The sequence below is a fragment of the Kosakonia sp. YIM B13571 genome, from assembly GCF_042788095.1.
Lineage (GTDB): Bacteria > Pseudomonadota > Gammaproteobacteria > Enterobacterales > Enterobacteriaceae > Kosakonia > Kosakonia quasisacchari.
The window spans coordinates 434,956-454,052 of record NZ_JBHZPL010000004.1 but is presented as its reverse complement, the minus strand read 5'-3'; the positions used below and the strand labels follow the sequence as shown (position 1 = coordinate 454,052).

At 54.3% G+C, this 19,097-nt stretch carries 19 protein-coding genes and 1 other annotated feature; of the genes, 12 read left to right on the top strand and 7 right to left on the bottom strand.

What is annotated here, in order from left to right:
• Positions 1 to 108 precede the first annotated feature (108 nt).
• On the top strand, positions 109 to 921 hold the full coding sequence (gene yidA, locus ACFX4O_RS13670; protein WP_380209291.1) for a sugar-phosphatase: 813 nt from the start codon (positions 109 to 111) through the stop codon (positions 919 to 921).
• Between the two features lie 21 nt (positions 922 to 942).
• Here the strand turns inward: yidA and ACFX4O_RS13665 are convergent, their stop codons facing one another.
• Complete coding sequence (locus ACFX4O_RS13665) at positions 943 to 2,031, bottom strand: FAD-binding protein (RefSeq protein ID WP_380209569.1); 1,089 nt, start codon at positions 2,029 to 2,031, stop codon at positions 943 to 945.
• 124 nt (positions 2,032 to 2,155) lie between these two features.
• Between ACFX4O_RS13665 and ACFX4O_RS13660 the strand changes: the two genes are divergently transcribed.
• Positions 2,156 to 3,382 carry a DUF3748 domain-containing protein gene (locus ACFX4O_RS13660; RefSeq protein ID WP_380209293.1) on the top strand — a complete coding sequence of 409 codons (1,227 nt, stop codon included), beginning with the start codon at positions 2,156 to 2,158 and terminating at the stop codon, positions 3,380 to 3,382.
• Between the two features lies 1 nt (position 3,383).
• Here the strand turns inward: ACFX4O_RS13660 and ACFX4O_RS13655 are convergent, their stop codons facing one another.
• Positions 3,384 to 3,710, bottom strand: a complete 327-nt coding sequence (locus tag ACFX4O_RS13655; protein WP_131413046.1) for a YceK/YidQ family lipoprotein — start codon at positions 3,708 to 3,710, stop codon at positions 3,384 to 3,386.
• 242 nt (positions 3,711 to 3,952) lie between these two features.
• Positions 3,953 to 4,028: a sequence feature (ROSE (Repression Of Heat Shock gene Expression) occurs in the 5'-region of heat shock genes and acts as an RNA thermometer to modulate expression.), on the top strand.
• Here ACFX4O_RS13655 and ibpA point away from each other — a divergent pair.
• Both ibpA and ibpB read left to right on the top strand, forming a co-directional pair.
• Positions 4,022 to 4,435 (top strand): small heat shock chaperone IbpA, encoded by a 414-nt coding sequence (gene ibpA, locus ACFX4O_RS13650; protein ID WP_017458080.1) that lies wholly within the window; start codon positions 4,022 to 4,024, stop codon positions 4,433 to 4,435. It overlaps the preceding feature by 7 nt.
• Before the next feature lie 110 nt (positions 4,436 to 4,545).
• Positions 4,546 to 4,974 carry a small heat shock chaperone IbpB gene (gene ibpB / locus ACFX4O_RS13645; protein ID WP_131413048.1) on the top strand — a complete coding sequence of 143 codons (429 nt, stop codon included), beginning with the start codon at positions 4,546 to 4,548 and terminating at the stop codon, positions 4,972 to 4,974.
• Positions 4,975 to 5,016: 42 nt separating this feature from the next.
• On the opposite strand, the gene oxlT is transcribed toward ibpB, so the two are convergent.
• The gene (oxlT, locus tag ACFX4O_RS13640; RefSeq protein WP_131413050.1) at positions 5,017 to 6,279 is read right to left on the bottom strand and encodes an oxalate/formate MFS antiporter; all 1,263 of its coding nucleotides are present in this window, start codon (positions 6,277 to 6,279) and stop codon (positions 5,017 to 5,019) included.
• A 288-nt stretch (positions 6,280 to 6,567) separates the two neighbouring features.
• Between oxlT and ACFX4O_RS13635 the strand changes: the two genes are divergently transcribed.
• The gene (locus ACFX4O_RS13635) at positions 6,568 to 8,229 is read left to right on the top strand and encodes a putative transporter (RefSeq protein ID WP_131413052.1); all 1,662 of its coding nucleotides are present in this window, start codon (positions 6,568 to 6,570) and stop codon (positions 8,227 to 8,229) included.
• Here the strand turns inward: ACFX4O_RS13635 and ACFX4O_RS13630 are convergent.
• Positions 8,197 to 8,943: a GntR family transcriptional regulator gene (locus ACFX4O_RS13630; RefSeq protein ID WP_380209296.1), complete on the bottom strand. Its 747-nt coding sequence runs from the start codon at positions 8,941 to 8,943 to the stop codon at positions 8,197 to 8,199. The two genes, ACFX4O_RS13635 and ACFX4O_RS13630, sit on opposite strands and share 33 nt — an antisense overlap.
• A 220-nt stretch (positions 8,944 to 9,163) precedes the next feature.
• Here ACFX4O_RS13630 and ACFX4O_RS13625 point away from each other — a divergent pair, with 220 nt between their 5' ends.
• From ACFX4O_RS13625 to ACFX4O_RS13605, 5 genes are all read left to right on the top strand, one after another.
• Complete coding sequence (locus ACFX4O_RS13625; RefSeq protein WP_380209298.1) at positions 9,164 to 10,783, top strand: alpha-glucoside-specific PTS transporter subunit IIBC; 1,620 nt, start codon at positions 9,164 to 9,166, stop codon at positions 10,781 to 10,783.
• Positions 10,780 to 12,102, top strand: coding sequence for a 6-phospho-alpha-glucosidase (locus ACFX4O_RS13620; RefSeq protein ID WP_131413058.1), 1,323 nt, complete (start codon positions 10,780 to 10,782; stop codon positions 12,100 to 12,102). Before ACFX4O_RS13625 ends, ACFX4O_RS13620 begins: the two co-directional genes overlap by 4 nt.
• A 103-nt stretch (positions 12,103 to 12,205) precedes the next feature.
• The gene (locus ACFX4O_RS13615) at positions 12,206 to 12,553 is read left to right on the top strand and encodes a YidH family protein (protein WP_380209300.1); all 348 of its coding nucleotides are present in this window, start codon (positions 12,206 to 12,208) and stop codon (positions 12,551 to 12,553) included.
• Positions 12,543 to 12,893, top strand: coding sequence for a DUF202 domain-containing protein (locus tag ACFX4O_RS13610; protein ID WP_380209302.1), 351 nt, complete (start codon positions 12,543 to 12,545; stop codon positions 12,891 to 12,893). Before ACFX4O_RS13615 ends, ACFX4O_RS13610 begins: the two co-directional genes overlap by 11 nt.
• A gap of 10 nt (positions 12,894 to 12,903) precedes the next feature.
• Positions 12,904 to 14,013: an anaerobic sulfatase maturase gene (locus tag ACFX4O_RS13605; protein ID WP_380209304.1), complete on the top strand. Its 1,110-nt coding sequence runs from the start codon at positions 12,904 to 12,906 to the stop codon at positions 14,011 to 14,013.
• Position 14,014: 1 nt separating this feature from the next.
• On the opposite strand, the gene dsdA is transcribed toward ACFX4O_RS13605, so the two are convergent.
• Positions 14,015 to 15,331 carry a D-serine ammonia-lyase gene (dsdA, locus tag ACFX4O_RS13600; RefSeq protein WP_380209306.1) on the bottom strand — a complete coding sequence of 439 codons (1,317 nt, stop codon included), beginning with the start codon at positions 15,329 to 15,331 and terminating at the stop codon, positions 14,015 to 14,017.
• 161 nt (positions 15,332 to 15,492) lie between these two features.
• On the opposite strand from dsdA, the gene ACFX4O_RS13595 reads away from it, so the two are divergent.
• A complete protein-coding gene (locus ACFX4O_RS13595) occupies positions 15,493 to 16,581 on the top strand; it encodes a cellulase family glycosylhydrolase (protein ID WP_380209308.1) in 1,089 nt (362 codons plus the stop codon).
• Here ACFX4O_RS13595 and emrD read toward each other — a convergent pair.
• Complete coding sequence (emrD, locus tag ACFX4O_RS13590; protein WP_380209310.1) at positions 16,484 to 17,668, bottom strand: multidrug efflux MFS transporter EmrD; 1,185 nt, start codon at positions 17,666 to 17,668, stop codon at positions 16,484 to 16,486. The two genes, ACFX4O_RS13595 and emrD, sit on opposite strands and share 98 nt — an antisense overlap.
• Before the next feature lie 177 nt (positions 17,669 to 17,845).
• On the bottom strand, positions 17,846 to 18,679 hold the full coding sequence (locus ACFX4O_RS13585; RefSeq protein WP_380209571.1) for an EamA family transporter: 834 nt from the start codon (positions 18,677 to 18,679) through the stop codon (positions 17,846 to 17,848).
• 212 nt (positions 18,680 to 18,891) lie between these two features.
• Between ACFX4O_RS13585 and ACFX4O_RS13580 the strand changes: the two genes are divergently transcribed.
• A complete protein-coding gene (locus tag ACFX4O_RS13580; protein WP_200551124.1) occupies positions 18,892 to 19,080 on the top strand; it encodes an ATP-dependent helicase HrpA in 189 nt (62 codons plus the stop codon).
• Positions 19,081 to 19,097 lie beyond the last annotated feature (17 nt).

Genomic DNA, 19,097 nt, shown 5'->3' with positions numbered 1-19,097 from the left:
GAGGCACTTCCCGCCCCGTTTCTATCCCCCTTTTCCCGCCATCTCCGTGCTGTTTTTTGAGCAGAATCGCGTTAGCATGAGCCTGGAAATATCTCATCTGGGGATCTCATGGCTATTAAACTTATTGCAATCGATATGGACGGCACGCTGCTGCTGCCGGACCACACCATCTCTCCCGCGGTTAAAAACGCCATCGCCGTTGCGCGCGAACGCGGCATTAACGTAGTGCTGACCACCGGCCGGCCTTACGCGGGCGTACACAGCTACATGAAAGAGCTGCATATGGAACGGGAAGGGGATTATTGCATTACCTATAACGGCGCACTGGTACAGAATGCCAGCGATGGCAGCACCGTCGCGCAAACTGCGCTGAGCTATGATGATTATCGCTTTCTGGAAAAACTTTCCCGCGAAGTGGGTTCTCACTTTCACGCGCTGGATCGCAACACGCTCTACACCGCTAACCGCGACATCAGTTACTACACGGTGCATGAATCTTACGTTGCCACTATTCCGCTGGTGTTCTGCGAAGCGGAGAAAATGGATCCGGCAATTCAGTTGCTGAAAGTGATGATGATTGATGAACCAACCGTTCTCGATCAGGCCATTGCCCGTATTCCGCAGGAAGTAAAAGAGAAATATACCGTGCTGAAAAGCGCGCCGTACTTCCTCGAAATCCTCGATAAACGCGTGAACAAAGGCACCGGCGTAAAATCGCTGGCCGATGCGCTGAATATCAAGCAAGAGGAGATCATGGCGATTGGCGATCAGGAAAATGACATCGCCATGATTGAATACGCAGGCGTTGGCGTGGCGATGGATAATGCCATCCCGTCGGTGAAAGAGGCGGCGAATTTCGTCACCAAATCAAACCTGGAAGACGGTGTTGCCTACGCGATTGAGAAATTTGCCCTGATCTAAGCCGCAACATGCGCAAGGGCGCTATGCCCTTGCCGCAGTTGTCGGTTTCTCTGCTGTAAGTGGAATATGTGCAACACCGCTTTTCATGATCCATTTGCGTAACCATGGTGTTGTCAGAACGCGATTTTTGATGATTTTTCCCAGCAGTTTTACGCGTAATCCCCGCGTTTTTCGGCGGTAGACGTTATTCGCGTTATCCGGCGTACTACAAAGCACGTCGCTGAGGATTTCGGCGCTATCGAGCGCATAGCTGATGCCTTCGAGCGAGCTGGCGCTGATAAAACCGGCCGCTTCACCGATCAAAAATGCATTCTCTTTTCCGCAGACAAAATCGTCCCAGCGCGACGGGCATAACACCGTACATTTCTCGCTTTTCATCACCTCGCCGAAGCGAAAATCAAACGCCTCCAGCCGCGTTTTCAGCGCCTCAAAATTTTCACGGCTGTTTTTCAACGCAAACGCGCCGCCAAAAATAAAGTAGCCCTCTTTGCTGATGCTCCATGCATAACAATCGGTGGTCGCGTTATCAAAAACGCAGGAGTAGAACGGCTGTGGATGTCGGTCTTTAAACCACTGTTGCAGCGCAACATATTTGCGAATTTCATGCGCAGGGTAGAGCACCCGTCGCACCATTGAGTTTGCGCCGTCTGCGCCCACCAGATAACGGCATGTCACAGTGGATTCCGCACCTTCGGCGCAAAATGTCAGATGCCAGAGACCGTTTTCACGCCAGATTTTTCGACACAGCGCATCGTGGTAAATGTTGATCGAGGGTGGAATCAACGATTTCATCCACAAATCAAACGCGTGGCGATCGATATTCAAGTAACTGCGCTGGTAGTTTCGCGTAAAGCCACTTTGCACATCGACCGTACGCACGCTAAAAATCTGTGGATCGGCCATCACCTGCACCGGGAGTGTAATACCTGCACGGATAAACGCCCGCTGCGCATCGGGTGCCAGCAATCCACCGCAAGGTTTTTTAAAGCCGCGATTGCCCTGCTGCTGCTTTTTATCCAGCGCGATAACGCTAAGATTTCCTGCTAACTGCCTCGCCAGCGCTGCACCCGCAGGCCCCAAACCGATTATTGCCACGTCAAAATGCTGCATCATTTCCTCCTGTGTCGAGCGAGGAAGGCTAAACCGTGTCTGTGAAGAGACCGTGAAGTGCAGAGTAGGCGGATCCCGCGCATTGCGATACCCTGAAGCAACATTATGACTTCAGGGTCTTTTCATGAAACAGCTCACCTTTGCCCCGCGCAATCATCAACTTACCAATATCAACACCTGGACTGCGGACAGTCAGTGGCTGGTTTTTGATGTTCGCCCTTCCGGCGCATCGTTTACCGGCAAAACCATTGAGCGGGTCAATGTGCGCAACGGTGACGTTGAGGTGCTGTATACCGCAACAAACGGTGCGCATGTTGGTGTGGTGACGGTGAACCCTAAAGCGGAAGAGTATGTCTTTATCCACGGCCCGGAAAACCCGGACACCAGCTGGCAGTATGACTTTCACCATCGGCGCGGCGTGATGTTGGCGAACGGTATCGCCCGTAATCTTGATGCGCTGGACATTACCGCGCCTTACACCCCCGGAGCGTTACGCGGCGGCACACATGTGCATGTGTTTAGCCCGAATGGCGAGTTTGTGAGCTTCACGTATAACGACCATGTATTGCACGAGCGCGATCCGGCCCTGGATTTACGCAATGTCGGCGTTGCGGTGCCGTTTGGCCCGGTAACGCCGCCTTGTACTCATCCACGCGAATATAGCGGAAGCCACTGGAGTGTTTTGGTCAGCCGCACGACGCCCGTGCCGCAACCGGGCAGCGATGAGATAAACCGCGCGTATGAAGAGGGTTGGGTGGGCAACCAGCATCTGGCATTTATCGGCGATACCTTATCGCACAGCGGTGAAAAAGTGCCGGAGCTGTTTATTGTCGCGCTTCCCGGCGATGAGCGGGGCTGGAAAACACCGGGTGATGCCCCGCTTGCGGGCAGCGAGCAAACTATGCCCGCGCCGCCAAAAGGCGTGATGCAAAAGCGCCTGACATTTACCCATCACCGCCGCTACCCAGGATTAGTGAATGTGCCGCGTCACTGGGTGCGCAGCAATCCGCAAGCCACGGCAATCGCCTTTCTGATGTGCGACGACAATGGCATTGTGCAATTGTGGCTGATAAGCCCGGACGGCGGCGAACCGCGCCAGTTAACGCACACGGCACATGGAATTCAGTCAGCTTTTAACTGGCATCCTTCCGGTGAGGCGCTGGGGTTTGTGCTCGATAATCGCCTGGCGATGTGCGATGTGCAGCATGGTGATATCACCTTTTTGAGTGCCGATCATGGAAACCCACCGTCGGCGGATGCGGTGGTGTTTTCACCGGACGGTAAGCAGATTGCCTGGATGGAAGAGGTGGACGGTTTCCGCCAACTATGGGTGACGGAAACCGGTTGGTAATTTAATGCGCTGGCATGGGGGCGGGTGGGATCACCGAATCGGTCGCAAGCGTGGCTTTCTCGCTTTGTTCCACCCGCGATTTGAGAGAATTATCGCGGCGGAAAAGATCCCACGGCAACAGTAAGGTATCCAGGATGGCGGTAAAGGGCATATCCAGCGCCACCAGTGATTTAGTGCCAATGCCGGTGTCATCATCAGACAGCATCGCCGAACTGGCGCGTGTGCCGGGGTACGTTCCCTCTTTGCCGCCAGTATGCGACATCACGCTTGAACATCCCGACAACACCATCCCGCTGAGCAATGCAGAAACTATCAGAATCGTTTTCATTTTCGATTTGTCATCGTTGTTTATAGGTTGAATGCTGTCCGGGGGGTTATAGCCTCCCGAACGAGAAAGCGACAGCATTCGAGCTCCGCTCTGTGGCGGCATTCGCATTTTAACCATTTGTGCTGCAATCCCAGTCTATGCGTTGTGCCAGAAAGTGCAAAAAAAAGTCCGAATTGTGGGCTTGAAAACCTCTCCTTTAGCCACATTTTAGGAATGTAGCCCGGGAACATGCCGGAAGGGTGTTCGGCTACGTTAGTTGCCTGTCCATTGTGGAGGGCATAAAAATCTCGCTGATTTCAGGAGCTTTAACTATGCGTAACTTCGATCTTTCCCCGCTTTATCGTTCAGCTATTGGTTTTGACCGTCTGTTTAACCTGCTGGAAAACAACCAGAACCAGAGCAATGGCGGTTACCCTCCGTACAACGTCGAGTTAGTGGATGAAAACCACTATCGCATCGCTATTGCTGTGGCTGGTTTCGCTGAAAGCGAACTGGAAATCACCGCGCAGGACAACCTGCTGGTGGTGAAAGGTTCCCATACCGACGAACAAAAAGAGCGTACTTACCTTTATCAAGGTATCGCCGAACGCAATTTCGAGCGCAAATTCCAGTTGGCAGAGAACATCCACGTCAAAGGCGCCAACCTGGTCAACGGCTTGCTGTATGTCGATTTAGAACGCGTGATCCCGGAAGAGAAAAAACCGCGTCGTATCGAAATTAACTAATTATGCAGGGTCGCGACTGGCGGCCCGTCCCAAACATGCTCGCCGACAGGGAGCATATGTGAGTTTACGTGCTCGCAGGTATTCACTCGCTTCTTAGAAGGAGAAACACAATGCGTAACTACGATTTATCCCCGCTGCTGCGTCAATGGATCGGCTTCGACAAACTGGCTAACGCCCTGCAAACCACCAATGAGCAACAGGCATTTCCGCCCTACAACATTGAGAAGGGCGATGACAATCACTACCGCATTACCCTCGCGCTGGCCGGTTTCCGCCAGGAAGAGCTGGATATCCAGCTGGAAAATGGGCGTTTAACCGTCAAAGGTACGCCGGAAAAACCGGCCAACGAGCCGAAGTGGCTGCATCAGGGGCTGGTGATCCAGCCGTTTAGCCTGAGCTTTACGCTGGCCGACTATATGGAAGTCTCCGGCGCGACTTTCACCAACGGTCTGCTGCATATCGATCTGCTGCGTAATGTGCCGGAAAGCGCTGCGCCACAGCGCATTGCCATCAGTAATCGCCCGGCGTTAAACAGCTAACGGTCAGTAACGAAAAGGCTCCGCATGCGGAGCCTTTTTTGTTTATGTCCGCACGCTCTGCAAGAAGCGGTGACGCCAGGGTTTCAGTACAAAGAAAGCCAACAGGGCGCAGAGAATATCCAGCGTAATGGCGCAGCCAAACACCAGATCCCAGCTACCGGTTTTCTGGTACAGCAGTGCCGCCAGCGGGCCGCCAAAAATCGAACCAATTCCTTGTGAGATATAGAGCCAGCCGTAATTCGCGGTGGCATGCTGCGTGCCGAAGGTGTCGGTGAGCGTGGCGGGAAACAGGGAGAAAATCTCGCCCCAGCCGAAAAATACCACCCCGGAAAGCAGAACAAACAGCAGCGGATCATCTTTGCATAGCAACCACAGTGCCATTGCGCAGCCTTCCAGACCAAAGGCGATAAACATCATGTTTTCTCGCCCAATCCGGTCAGAAATATAACCGCACACCGGGCGCGTCAGCCCATTCATAAAACGGTCAATAGTCATTGCCAGCGGCAGCGCTGCCATGCCCATTACCGTTACGGCGGTGATGCCGAAATCCTCAGCGAAAATGGCCATCTGCGACGTCACCATCAGGCCCGAGGTCGACATCATGGTCATCATTGCAAACATCAACCAGAACAGCGGTTTTCGCAGCATCTCTTTCGGCGCGAAGCTTTTGTCGCTCATCTTCAGGTTGCTGGTGACGTCTTCTGTACGGATGCTGTGCGGCGCCCGCAGCCCCTGGCTGGCGATAAACCCGATTACCGCCATCAGCAGGCCAAATTGCCACAGCGTATTCTCCAGCCCTTTAGCAGCCAGCGATTGGGTCACCGGGAAAGTCGTCAGGATCGCGCCCATACCATAGCCGGCCGCCACCATCCCTGTGGCAAATCCGCGTTTTTCCGGAAACCATCGCACCATCAAGCCAACCACGCCGATATAGACAATGCCGGTGCCAAGGCCACCCAGTACGCCGTAATAAAGATAGAGCTCCGTCAGGCTGCTGATAGTGGCAGTCAGCATCCAGCTTACGCCGCTCAATACCGTGCCGATGGCAATCAACCGCCGTGGGCCAAACTTATCAATTAACCGCCCCTGAAATGGGGAAAAGAAGGTTTGCAGAATAATCAGCAGCGAAAAGGTGAGCTGGATTTCCGCCAACGGCACGTGAAGTTTTTCCATAAATGGCCGCGTCAGCAGGGCCCAGACATACTGCGGGCTGGAAATGGAAACCATGCACAATAAGCCCAGCGCCAGCTGCATCCACTTTTTCGGACTGGCTACTACCACGTTGGTCAATGTTGTATTTGTCATTCTGCCACCCTGTTGTTAACAAAAGTGGTCTTTTGCATTAACTATGCCATAACCTATTGTTGCGACAGGAATTGCGCCGATGCTTAGCAGGCATAGGGTTTGAGCAGCGCTACTGATAGCGATACCGCTGAACACTGCTGCCTTGGTTCGGGGCAACCGTCTTTTACTGGTGCAATTCTCGCCACATCACGAAGCAGAGAAAATCCCTGCGCTTTGTGCGGTATCACCCATACAGCTATTACGGGTTCTGCCAATATTCCTGTAGTCATCATGTACAGGGAAAAGATCATGAGTGATATCGCGTTAACCGTAAGCGTTCTGGCACTCGTTGCTGTCGTTGGGTTATGGATAGGTAACCTGAAGATTCGCGGCGTCGGGTTTGGCATTGGTGGTGTGCTGTTCGGTGGGATAATCGTCGGCCACTTTGTTGATCAACTGGGCATTCCATTGAGTAGCCCAATGTTGTTATTTGTGCAGGAGTTTGGCCTGATCCTGTTTGTTTATACCATCGGTATTCAGGTGGGGCCGGGCTTCTTCGCCTCATTGCGCGTCTCCGGACTGCGGCTGAATCTGTTCGCTATTCTGATCGTGCTTCTCGGCGGCCTTGTCACCGCCATTTTGTATAAGCTGTTCGCCATTCCGTTGCCGGTGGTGCTGGGGATTTTCTCCGGCGCGGTAACCAATACTCCGGCGCTCGGCGCAGGGCAACAAATCCTGCGTGATTTGGGCATAGCAGGTCCGGTACTGGATCAGATGGGCATGAGCTACGCGATGGCGTATCCGTTCGGTATCTGCGGGATTTTGCTCAGCATGTGGTTACTTCGCGTACTGTTTCGCGTCAATGTAGATGAGGAAGCGCGTAAGCACGACGCCACGCTCAGTAACGGTACATCGCTGATTCGCACCATTAATATTCGCGTTGAAAACCCGAATCTCGACAAGATGGCGATCCAGGATGTGCCCATCCTCAACAGCGATAAAATTATCTGCTCGCGCTTAAAACGCGGTGAGTTGTTGATGGTGCCTTCACCGGGCACGCTGATTGAAGCCGGAGATTTGCTGCATCTGGTCGGTCTACCTAAAGATTTGCATAACGCCCAGCTGGTTATCGGCCAGGAAGTCGACGTCTCGTTGTCCACGCGCGGTACCGACTTGCGGGTAGAGCGCGTGGTGGTCACCAACGAAAAGGTGCTGGGGAAGAAAATCCGCGATCTGCATTTTAAAGAGCGCTACGACGTCGTTATCTCGCGCCTTAACCGCGCCGGGGTTGAGCTGGTGGCCAGCAGCGACGCCAGCCTGCAGTTCGGCGATATTCTCAACCTGGTCGGGCGGCCCTCGGCGATTGACGCAGTGGCCAATGAAGTCGGCAATGCGCAGCATAAACTGCAACAAGTGCAGATGCTGCCGGTGTTTATCGGTATTGGCCTCGGTGTGTTATTAGGATCGGTGCCGGTGTTTATTCCCGGTTTTCCTGCAGCGTTGAAATTGGGCCTGGCCGGTGGACCGCTGATTATGGCGTTGATCCTTGGGCGTATCGGCAGTATCGGCAAGCTGTACTGGTTTATGCCGCCCAGCGCCAACCTGGCGCTGCGGGAACTGGGCATTGTGCTTTTTTTAGCGGTGGTTGGGCTGAAATCGGGCGGGGATTTTATCGCCACGCTAACTCACGGTGATGGGGTGAAATGGATGTGTTACGGCATTTTTATTACTGCCGTTCCGCTAATAACCGTCGGTTTGTTGGCGCGGATGCTGGCGAAGATGAACTACCTGACTTTATGCGGCATGTTAGCCGGGTCGATGACCGATCCGCCCGCGCTGGCCTTCGCTAACGCGTTGCACCCCACCAGCGGGGCGGCGGCGCTCGCGTATGCGACGGTCTACCCGCTGGTAATGTTTCTGCGCATTATCACGCCGCAATTACTGGCGGTGATCTTCTGGGGTATGGGCTAACGGCGTTTCCGGGTGGATGCGCCGCAAATGGTAATCCACCTGGTAATCGCGGGTGTTACGAAACATCACCGAGTAGTTAAGAAACTCGCCGCTGTCGCTATACGAAAGGGAGGTGATGCGCAGCAGCGGTGTTTGCTCCTGTATGTTCAATGTTTGCGCCAGTTGCTTATCCGCCAGCACCGGTGTCAGGCTCTCATAGTTGCCGCTAATCGTTATGCCGCACTCTTTTTCGATGTAATCAAACTTTGACCCTTCAAGGTGCGCCAGCGAGAGCGTGCGGAACAACTTCACTGGCATATAGCTATCTTCCAGCATCAGCGGTTTGCCCTCGACATAGCGAACCCGGCGCGAGAAGTAGATACGTTCATTGATTTGAATGCGTAGCTGGCTGGCTATCGCCGGTGGCGCAGGCATCACTTCAAACAGCAACACTTTGCTGTGCACCTCTTTGCCTTGTTGACGCAGCACTTCCACCAGCCCGGTAAGGTTGGTTGTTTCATGGTGCACATCCTTGCGCGCCACAAAAGTACCGCTGCCGTGACGGCGCACCACCAGCCCCCACACCACCAGCAAATCCATCGCTTTTCGGATGGTCATTCGCGCCACACCGAACTCCTGCGCCAACGCTTTTTCACCCGGCAAGGGACTACCGACATTGTAATCCGATGAATTCAGCCGTAGACGCAGCCGCTCGGCTATTGATTTGTAGATCACCTGTAGCCCTCTTTACGCCTCTTCATCAGAACAGCCATCACTGATATGTCCATTTTTAATTCAAAAAGTAGACCTGAAGGGGCGAAATAAAACCATGAAAGGGATCACGGAACGCAGCGGCGTGTCCTGCCGGCAGGAAGATGAATTCTTATGCTCACTTCAGGCCACTAAAACATAACAAGGCTTCTCCCCCTACAGGTTGTTTCATGAGGATTTAAAAATGCTCAGTCAAATACAACGTTTCGGCGGCGCAATGTTTACCCCGGTGCTGCTTTTTCCCTTCGCGGGCATGGTGGTGGGCATCGCCATTATGCTGCGCAACCCGCTTTTCGTTGGTGAAGCATTAACCGCGCCCGATAACCTCTTTGCGCAAATTGTGCACATTATCGAAGAGGGCGGCTGGACCGTGTTTCGTAATATGCCGCTGCTGTTTGCCGTTGGCTTACCGATTGGCCTGGCAAAGCAAGCGCAGGGGCGCGCCTGCCTCGCGGTGCTGATCAGCTTTTTAACCTGGAACTACTTTATCAACGCGATGGGAATGACCTGGGGTCACTTCTTTGGCGTGGATTTCTCCGCTGAACCGACCGCAGGCAGCGGTTTAACGCTAATTGCCGGGATTAAAACGCTCGATACCAGCATTATTGGCGCGATCGTGATTTCCGGCATAGTGACCGCCATTCATAACCGTTTTTTCGAGAAGCCATTACCGGTCTTTCTGGGGATTTTCCAGGGCACGTCGTTTGTGGTGATTATCGCCTTTCTGGTGATGATCCCCTGCGCGTGGTTAACCCTGCTCGGCTGGCCGAAAGTGCAGTTGGGCATTGAATCCTTACAGGCTTTTTTACGCTCTGCCGGTGCGCTGGGCGTGTGGGTGTATACCTTCCTGGAACGCATTCTGATCCCGACCGGTTTGCACCATTTTGTCTATGGCCCGTTTATCTTCGGCCCGGCAGCAGTGGAAGGTGGCATCCAGGTTTACTGGGCGCAGCACTTACAAGAATTCAGCCAGAGCACTGAGCCGCTGAAAACCTTGTTCCCGGAAGGCGGGTTTGCGCTGCACGGGAATTCCAAAGTGTTCGGCTCTGTCGGTATCGCGCTGGCATTGTGGTACACCGCCGCGCCGGAAAACCGCGTCAAAGTTGCCGGCCTGCTGATCCCCGCCACGCTCACTGCTGTACTGGTGGGGATCACTGAACCGCTGGAGTTCACTTTCCTGTTTATCTCGCCGCTGCTGTTCGCCGTTCACGCGGTACTCGCCGCGTCCATGGCAACGGTGATGTACAGCTTCGGCGTGGTCGGCAATATGGGCGGCGGCCTGCTCGACCAGTTCCTGCCGCAAAACTGGATCCCGATGTTCCATAACCATGCGGCGATGGTGTTCACCCAAATCGCCATTGGCCTGTGCTTTACCGCGCTCTACTTCGTGGTTTTCCGCACATTGATTGTGCGCTTTAACCTGAAAACCCCGGGCCGGGAAGAGAGCGAAATCAAACTCTACAGCAAAGCCGACTACAAAGCCGCGCGCGGGCAAACCACGGCGGCAGCCGCAAATACCCAGGTCGGTCAGGCAGCCGGTTTCCTGCAGGCGCTGGGTGGCAGCACGAATATTGAAAGCGTGAATAACTGTGCCACCCGGCTGCGTATCGCACTGGTCGATATGGCGAAAACGCAAAGTGATGACGTTTTTAAAGCATTGGGCGCGCACGGTGTAGTACGTCGCGGCAACGGCATCCAGGTGATTGTCGGCCTGCATGTTCCGCAAGTACGCGACCAGCTTGAATCCTTAATGAAAACCCCTTTAACCCCCGAACCATCTACCATGACAGAGGCTGTATCATGAAAAAATTCTCCGTTGTTATCGCCGGTGGCGGCAGCACATTTACCCCAGGTATCGTTTTGATGTTACTGGCTAATCGCGAGCGTTTTCCGCTGCGGGCGCTGAAGTTCTATGACAATGACGGCGCGCGCCAGGAAACCATCGCCGAGGCCTGCAAAATCATCCTTCGGGAACAGGCACCGGATATCGAATTTAGTTACACCACCGATCCGAAAACGGCCTTTACCGATGTCGACTTTGTGATGGCGCACATTCGCGTGGGTAAATATCCGATGCGCGAGCAGGATGAGAAAATCCCGTTGCGCCACGGCGTTGTTGGCCAGGAAACCTGTGGCCCTGGCGGCATTGCTTACGGTATGCGCTCCATCGGCGGGGTGCTGGAGCTGGTGGATTACATGGAACAATATTCGCCGAATGCCTGGATGCTGAACTACTCCAACCCGGCTGCGATCGTGGCGGAAGCCACCCGCCGCCTGCGTCCGCAGGCCAAAATCCTCAATATCTGCGATATGCCCATCGGGATAGAAGGGCGCATGGCGCAGATCGTGGGTCTGCAAGATCGCAAACAGATGCGAGTGCGATATTACGGACTGAACCACTTCGGGTGGTGGACATCGATTGAGGATTTGAACGGCAATGATTTGATGCCGAAATTACGCGAATATGTGGCGAAAAATGGTTATGTGCCACCGGCAAAAGATGAGCATACCGAAGCGAGCTGGAACGATACCTTTGCCAAAGCGAAAGATGTGCAGGCGCTTGACCCGGATACAATGCCGAATACCTATCTGAAGTATTACTTCTTTCCGGATTATGTGGTGGCGCACTCCAATCCTGAGCGTACACGCGCCAATGAAGTGATGGATCACCGTGAAAAACAGGTGTTTGGTTCCTGTCGCGCCATTATCGAAGCGGGTAAATCGTCGGCCGGCGAGCTGGAAATCGACGAACATGCGTCGTATATCGTCGATCTGGCAACCGCTATTGCGTTCAACACCCAGGAGCGGATGCTGCTGATTGTGCCGAACAACGGTGCAATTCATAACTTTGATGCCGATGCGATGGTAGAAATCCCCTGCCTGGTAGGTAAAAACGGCCCGCAACCGTTAACAGTTGGCGATATCCCGCATTTCCAGAAAGGGCTGATGAGTCAGCAGGTCGCCGTGGAAAAACTGGTGGTGGATGCGTGGGAACAGCGCTCTTACCAGAAGTTATGGCAGGCGATCACGCTCTCGAAAACTGTCCCCAGCGCTACTGTCGCCAAAGCCATTTTGGATGACTTAGTCGACGCGAATAAAGCGTTCTGGCCTGAGTTGCATTAATCCCCGCGACTGGCATCGCCAGGATGCCGGTCCTTCTGAAACGTGTCGAAAAAACTCACCGTATCCGCTACTTTGTTGGCCAGTACACCAACAAGGAGCACTGATGAAAATTTCACGCGTTGGCGAAGCGCCGGACTACCGTTTCTCGCTGGCGAACGAACGTACTTTTCTGGCGTGGATCCGCACGGCGCTCGGTTTTCTGGCTGCCGGAGTCGGTCTGGATCAGTTAGCACCGGAATTTGCCACACCGTTGATTCGCGAAGTGTTGGCGCTGCTGCTGTGTCTCTTCGCCGGCGGGTTGGCGTTGTATGGTTATTTGCGCTGGTTAGGCAATGAAAAAGCGATGCGCCTGAAAGAGGATTTGCCCTACACCCGTGCGTTACTGGTGATAAGCGTTATTTTGCTGGCGGTTGCGCTGGTGGTGATGGGGCTGGTTTTCTATGGTGGATAACCGCAAAGCGCGCCGCGAAAAAGATCCCGGTTTGCAGCCGGAACGCACGTCGCTGGCGTGGCTACGCACATTGCTCGGCTACGGTGCGCTCATGGCGCTGGCGGTTAAGCATAACTGGCAGCATTCGGGGCTGCCGTTTTGGATAACGCTAGGGGTGCTGCTGTGCGTGGCGCTCTTGCTTTGGCGTTACACACATAAACGAATCTTAATGGATGTGAACAAAAGTGATTTCGTCTTATCCGGTGCGGTTCGTGACAAATTATTGATCTCCCTCGCGGTGCTCTCCCTCGCATTACTGTTTGCTGTAACGCATATCCGTCAATTACTCCTGATTTTCTGAGGAACACCGCATGCCAGGCTGCCACGTTACGGCCAAGCCCGCCAGCTCTCGCTGCAATCTTAACTGCCGCTACTGTTTTTACATTGAAAAGCAGCAACAAGAGCTCATGGATGATGCCACGTTGCAGGCGTTTATTTGCCAGCAGATCGATGCCCAACCGGGCAATGTTGTGCCGTTTGTTTGGCAAGGTGGCGAACCCACATTGAGCGGGCTGGATTTTTTTCATCGGGTCGCCGCGCTACAGACGCAGTTTGCCAACGGCAAACGAACGGAAAATACCTTTCAAACTAACGGGATCTTGCTAAACGATGCCTGGTGCCGCTTTTTTCGTGAGCACGGCTGGGTGGTCGGTATCTCTATTGATGGCCCGGCGCAGATGCATGACGCCTGGCGCGTTAGCCGCAGCGGCAAGCCGTCACACCATAAAGTGGTCAACGCGATTCAATTGCTGGCAAAACACGGCGTGGAATACAACGTGCTCTGCGTCGTCAACAATCTCAACAGCCAGCAACCGCTGCGTTTGTACCAGTACCTGCGCACGCTCGGTACGCCGTTTTTGCAGTTTATTCCGCTGGTGGAACAGGATGGGCAGGGGAATTTAACGGCGGAATCGGTGAGCGGCGAGGCGTGGGGCCGTTTTCTGACCACGGTTTTTGATTGCTGGGTGCGCGAGGATATCGGCCAGGTTTATGTTCAGCTATTTGATTCAACGCTGGGTGTATGGAGCGGCTACCCGTCGCAAATATGTACCTTCGGCCATGCGTTTGCGCTGGAGGCGAACGGCGATATATATCCGCGTGATCACTACGCTTACCCGGATTACCGGCTTGGCAACCTGCACCACATTCCGATCAAAGAGATGAATCTCAGCCACGAAGCTATCGCTTTTGGGCAGAGCAAAAAAAATACCCTGCCCGATGCCTGCCGCCGCTGCGATGTGCTGCGCTTTTGCCAGGGTGATTGCCCGAAGCACCGCTTTATGCAGGGAAAAAGTGCGTTATGTCACGGCTACCTTCACTTTTTCAGCCATACCGCGCCGCATATGCGCGTCATGCGTGACCTGATTAAACAGCGGCGTTCGCCGATGGAGTTGATGTCTTTTTTGCGCAACCACCGCTGAATTAGCGCGCTTTCGCCAGGTACTGCACCATCTCTTCTGCCGGAACCATACCACCACCTGTCGCCCACACCAGATGGGTGGCTTGCGCCAGTTGCGCCTGGCTAAAGCCGTGAAGCTGATGGTAATCGCGCGCTTCACTGATCTGTTTCGGTCCCGACATGCCTGCCAGCGCCGACGGTTCCAGTAAAATGTTCTCTTCCTGCGCCAGTAATGCCAGCAGGTTATAAAGCGTTTGGTCATCAACGGTGTAAAAACCGTCCAGCAGGCGTTCCATTGCGCGTCCAACAAAACCCGACGCGCGCCCGACGGCCAGACCATCGGCAGCGGTCTGGTTATCGATGCCTAAATCCTGCACCGCAATGCCATCATGCAGGCCGGTGTATACGCCAAGCAGCATGCACGGCGAATGCGTCGGTTCGGCAAAAATACAGTGGACATCATCGCCAAAGGCCAGCTTCAGGCCGAACGCAACACCGCCAGGGCCGCCGCCAACGCCGCAGGGGAGATAGACAAACAGCGGATGGTTTTTATCGACCACTTTACCGATGTGGGCAAACTGATCTTTGAGCCGTTGCCCGGCGACCGCATAGCCGAGGAACAGCGTGCGGGAGTTTTCATCATCAATAAAAAAACAGTTCGCGTCCGCTTGCGCCGCGCGGCGGCCTTGCTCAACGGCAACACCGTAATCTTCGGCATACTCCACCACGTCCACACCATGGCTGCGCAGCAGCGCTTTTTTCCAGGCGCGCGCATCGGCAGACATATGTACCGTCACGCGAAAACCGAGGCGCGCGCTGATAATGCCTATCGACAGCCCCAGGTTACCGGTCGAACCCACGGCGATACTGTACTGGCTAAAAAAGCGGGTGAATTCAGGCGAGAGTAAGAGGCTGTAATCGTCTTGCGGCGTCAGCAGCCCGGCGGCGAAGGCCAGTTTTTCCGCGTGGGTCAGCACTTCATAAATGCCGCCGCGCGCTTTGATAGAACCAGAAATGGGCAAATGGCTGTCTTTTTTCAGCCACAGCTCACCGGTAATGCTTTGCCCCAGACGGCGCTGCATCGCCGGGATCGGCAGCACGTCGGACTCAATGATGCCGCCGCTGGCAGCGGTTTCTGGAAACGCCTTCGCAATAAAGGGCGCAAAGCGAGTCAGGCGGGCGTGCGCATCGCTAACATCTTGCTGTGTCAGACCAACATGCGGCAAAGCCTCGGCAACCGAGGTAGTATTAGGGTTAAACCAGCGCGTTTCTTGCAGGTCAATAAGTCTTTGTACCAGCGGGTCGCGCTGGATGCGTTTCTGGAGGTCGGCGTTTTTCATCGGTTCTTCATCATCGAAAGCGAATGGTTAAAGAAAACAGGAATACGCCGTCGGTGCAAGTGTGCAGACGTGGTGAGAATTTATTACGTTTTGCCGCTACACGTTGTGGCGTAAAGCATGCTAAATACATGTATTCGCCCCCAATTTTCACAAGGTTAACTGTGTTAAAGCCACTGATTGCTGTTGCTATGCTGCTGGCGGGAACCTCTGCGTTTGCCGCTGATACCCCGCTGACAGCGGCGCATTACGCGCAGCAGCTGGGGGTGGGAATGGATGTCGATTGGGCGCGTACCGACCGGGGAATTCGTGAATTTGACCCGCTGGTGGTGCGTGATTTCTACGAGGCGGGCATCCGCCATGTGCGTATTCGCGTTGCCGATAATATGACCGAAGCGCGCCTGATCCATCTGCGAAAACTGGTGGAAGCCTGTGAAGCGTATGGCGTAATTCCGATTATTGCTTACCAGGCCGATAGCTTTAAAGCCGATCCCGACGCAAAAAATGAAGCGCAACTGGTGGTGTGGTGGAAAACCGTCGGCAGCTTTTTTGGCACCGATCACCCGACGCTCGGTTTTGATGTGATTTATGAACCGGCCGATAAACTTAATCACGACCTTTCTGCGCTGAATCGCGCCTATGAAAACGTTGTCAGAACGCTCCATGATATTGATCCGCAGCGCATGATTTTTATCGCGCCGCGAATGCGCGCTGCTCCTGAAGATCTGCCCTCGCTGAGGCTGCCACCGCATAGTCAGAACTTCCTGCTCGCCGAATGGCACATCTTTCCCTGGGGACCGCTAAAAGCGAACGGGAAATATCCGTGGACATCCGGTACGGCGGCGGAGAAAGCCGCCATTCGCGCGCGTATCAACACCGCTGTACGCTGGCAGCAGAAAACGGGCCATACCAGTTGGGTTGGCGGTTGGGCAGTCGGCGAGTCAATGAAAAGCGCGCCAACCGAGTCGCAACTGGCGTTTGCCCGTTTTATGGCCTGCGAACTGAATAAGGTGAAAATCCCTTATGCGATTAACACTGATGCGCAATTTTATGATGGTGAAGAGGGCGCATGGCGACCCGCGCCGGAACCGTTACTGAAGGTAATGATCGCGCCAGATTGCTGCAAGCCCGACGCGAAGCCGGGCCATCATGAGATTAAACCGCTGGTTCGTGGCGAGCAAAACGCGACGCCAGCGGCAGCCAGCACAGCAGGATCAAAAGCCCGGCCAACGTCATCAGCATCCCAAGACTAAACTGGCTGTTCTGCGGCAGTTGTGACGAAAGCCATGCCAGCCCGCCGGAGCCGATATTCTGCAAACCACCGACCAGCGCCCCCGCTGTTCCCGCGAGAAACGGGAAAGGCTCCATTGCGCCGCTGGTTGCCAGCGGGAATAACATTCCGGCGCCGAAGAAGAACAGCGCGGCGGGAACTACCAGCGTCCAGATGTTCATCACACCCAGAAAACCGGGGATCCACATCAGAATACCGGCCGCCAGGCAGCTAATTACCGATTGCCACATCAGCGTGGTTAAACGCTTATTCTGCCGCCCGGCAAACCATGCGCCGAAAAACGCCGCGGGAATCGGCAGGATAAACAGTACGCTCACCGTCACGCTGTTCAGGCCGAGAACGCCACCCATCAGCACGCCGGAACAGGCTTCAAACACCGCAATCCCTGCCAGGCCGCCAATCAGTATCAGCAGATAGCAGTTAAACGCGCCGCTACCGAACAGCGTTTTATAGCTGGCGATAAGCCGGATGCGTGGCGCGTCCGTAGGGCGGGTTTCCGGCATCCAGCGCGCCATGCTGTAGGTGACAAACGCGCACAGTACCAGCAGGAAAATAAAACAGGCGCGCCAGTTCACCAGGGTGTTCAGCACGCCGCCAATCAGCGGAGCCAGTAACGGGCTAACCAGAATCCCCATGTTCAGCAAGCTGTTAGCGTGGCGCAGATCCGTACCCGCGTAAAGATCACGCGGCAGGGTTCGCGCCATCACGCCACCGACGCCCGTACCAATGCCCTGCAAGGCGCTGGCCAGAATTAACACCGTCAGGCTGTGCGTGGAGGACGCAATCAGCGTCGCCAGCATAAAAATAGTCATCCCGGCCAGGATAACCGGTCTGCGCCCGATTCTGTCCGCCAGTGGGCCATAAAACAGCTGCGAGACGCCATACGTCAGCAGATAAGCCGCCATCACGCTCTGCACCGCGCCTTCACGCACGTTTAAATCGTGCGCCATACCGGCAATCGCCGGAATATAAATGGTTTGCGCCATTTGTCCGACGGCAACCAGCAGCACCAGCATCAACAGCAAATTGACGTTTCTTTGCCTTTTCATTTCGATGATTACTTTAAGAAAATGGGATATTAAAGAATATATGGCTGCAATAGAGCCTTAATGCGGGAGGAATCTATCACAGACAGATGACAGAACCACTATGCGGCACAGCAATGGTCATGCTGCGGCAGGCAGGTTTTATAAACGATTTTCGGCAACTTTTATTGCCAGTGTGCATTATGCAAGACGCAGTAAAATTGCCCCAACGGCAATACCGCAGGCAGCAACGATACGCAACCCGGCGACCTTCTCCTTCAGCAACAAAAAGGCCAGCAGCGCACCGAAGAGAATCGAGGTTTCACGCAGTGCCGCCACCACCGCCAGCGGTGCTTGTGTCATTGCCCACAACGCCAGCCCATAAGATCCCATCGTGCCGATACCGCCGGGTAATCCCTTTTTCCAGTTCGCTACCAGATAGCGTGTCACTTCTTGCCGACGCGCCAACATGGCCCACAGCAGCAGACAGAAGCCATTCATGAAGAATGTCCACAATGTGTAGCCGAGCGCCGAACCCGCGAGGCGCACACCGGTGCCATCCACCAGCGTATAACCGGCGATAAAGCAGGAGTTGAGTAACGCCAGCCAAATGCCTTTACGCGACTGGCTGCGGCCATTGAACGCCATGCCGAGAATCGACAAACAGATCACCGCAATCCCGCCCCATGCCATGTTAGAGAGCGAATCACCAAGCCACAGCACGCTGATTATCGCTACCAGTAGCGGCGCAGTGCCGCGCATGAGCGGGTAGGTCTGGCTCATATCCGCTACCTGATAGGTTTTGGCGACCAGCACTGTGTAGATCACCTGCAAGGCACAACTGGCAATGAGATAAGGCGCGCTGGCAAGAGTCGGCTGGGGAGAAAAAGGCAGTAAAACCAGCGCGATTAACGCGGCGGAACCACTGACGGCAATGGCCGAGTAGAGCTTGTCGCTGCCCGCTTTCACAATCGTGTTCCAGCTGGCATGCAGCAGCGCGGCGAATAGCAGGATGCAAAACACAGAAATGGTCATAGCGGCATAAGTGGGTGGAATGTCACCAAAATGTAACATGGCGAGCGCTATGGAACCAGATAACACCCGTGCCCGCAAACGGCACGACATGCGTTTAAAAACGCATTGCGAAAAATGAACGGTTTTATAAAAAAGCGCCACCAATAAATCGTAGCAACCCCAAGTCACTACTCACCAACAAAGGAGAAAACGTTATGGCCGGAGGAGCTTCAATGGGAGCGTCTTTAGCTTCCATGGGACAACTGGATATGGTTTCCGCCGCAACAACGATGATGAACGCTCAGGCGCAGTCAGCCAAAATGATCACCGATACCATTAACGGCATCACCAGTTCGTTCATCGATTCGTCAACAAAAGCGCAAAACTCAATGCAACAGGCGGGTAAAGCCATTCAATATTAAATGGCTTCAATAAAATA

Bases quoted from the DNA above. Each gene is read 5' to 3' on its own strand.
- yidA (WP_380209291.1), top strand. From the start codon at position 109: ATGGCTATTAAACTTATTGCAATCGATATGGACGGCACGCTGCTGCTG.
- ACFX4O_RS13665 (WP_380209569.1), bottom strand. From the start codon at position 2,031: ATGCAGCATTTTGACGTGGCAATAATCGGTTTGGGGCCTGCGGGTGCA.
- ACFX4O_RS13660 (WP_380209293.1), top strand. From the start codon at position 2,156: ATGAAACAGCTCACCTTTGCCCCGCGCAATCATCAACTTACCAATATC.
- ACFX4O_RS13655 (WP_131413046.1), bottom strand. From the start codon at position 3,710: ATGAAAACGATTCTGATAGTTTCTGCATTGCTCAGCGGGATGGTGTTG.
- ibpA (WP_017458080.1), top strand. From the start codon at position 4,022: ATGCGTAACTTCGATCTTTCCCCGCTTTATCGTTCAGCTATTGGTTTT.
- ibpB (WP_131413048.1), top strand. From the start codon at position 4,546: ATGCGTAACTACGATTTATCCCCGCTGCTGCGTCAATGGATCGGCTTC.
- oxlT (WP_131413050.1), bottom strand. From the start codon at position 6,279: ATGACAAATACAACATTGACCAACGTGGTAGTAGCCAGTCCGAAAAAG.
- ACFX4O_RS13635 (WP_131413052.1), top strand. From the start codon at position 6,568: ATGAGTGATATCGCGTTAACCGTAAGCGTTCTGGCACTCGTTGCTGTC.
- ACFX4O_RS13625 (WP_380209298.1), top strand. From the start codon at position 9,164: ATGCTCAGTCAAATACAACGTTTCGGCGGCGCAATGTTTACCCCGGTG.
- ACFX4O_RS13620 (WP_131413058.1), top strand. From the start codon at position 10,780: ATGAAAAAATTCTCCGTTGTTATCGCCGGTGGCGGCAGCACATTTACC.
- ACFX4O_RS13615 (WP_380209300.1), top strand. From the start codon at position 12,206: ATGAAAATTTCACGCGTTGGCGAAGCGCCGGACTACCGTTTCTCGCTG.
- ACFX4O_RS13610 (WP_380209302.1), top strand. From the start codon at position 12,543: ATGGTGGATAACCGCAAAGCGCGCCGCGAAAAAGATCCCGGTTTGCAG.
- ACFX4O_RS13605 (WP_380209304.1), top strand. From the start codon at position 12,904: ATGCCAGGCTGCCACGTTACGGCCAAGCCCGCCAGCTCTCGCTGCAAT.
- dsdA (WP_380209306.1), bottom strand. From the start codon at position 15,331: ATGAAAAACGCCGACCTCCAGAAACGCATCCAGCGCGACCCGCTGGTA.
- emrD (WP_380209310.1), bottom strand. From the start codon at position 17,668: ATGAAAAGGCAAAGAAACGTCAATTTGCTGTTGATGCTGGTGCTGCTG.
- ACFX4O_RS13585 (WP_380209571.1), bottom strand. From the start codon at position 18,679: ATGACCATTTCTGTGTTTTGCATCCTGCTATTCGCCGCGCTGCTGCAT.
- ACFX4O_RS13580 (WP_200551124.1), top strand. From the start codon at position 18,892: ATGGGAGCGTCTTTAGCTTCCATGGGACAACTGGATATGGTTTCCGCC.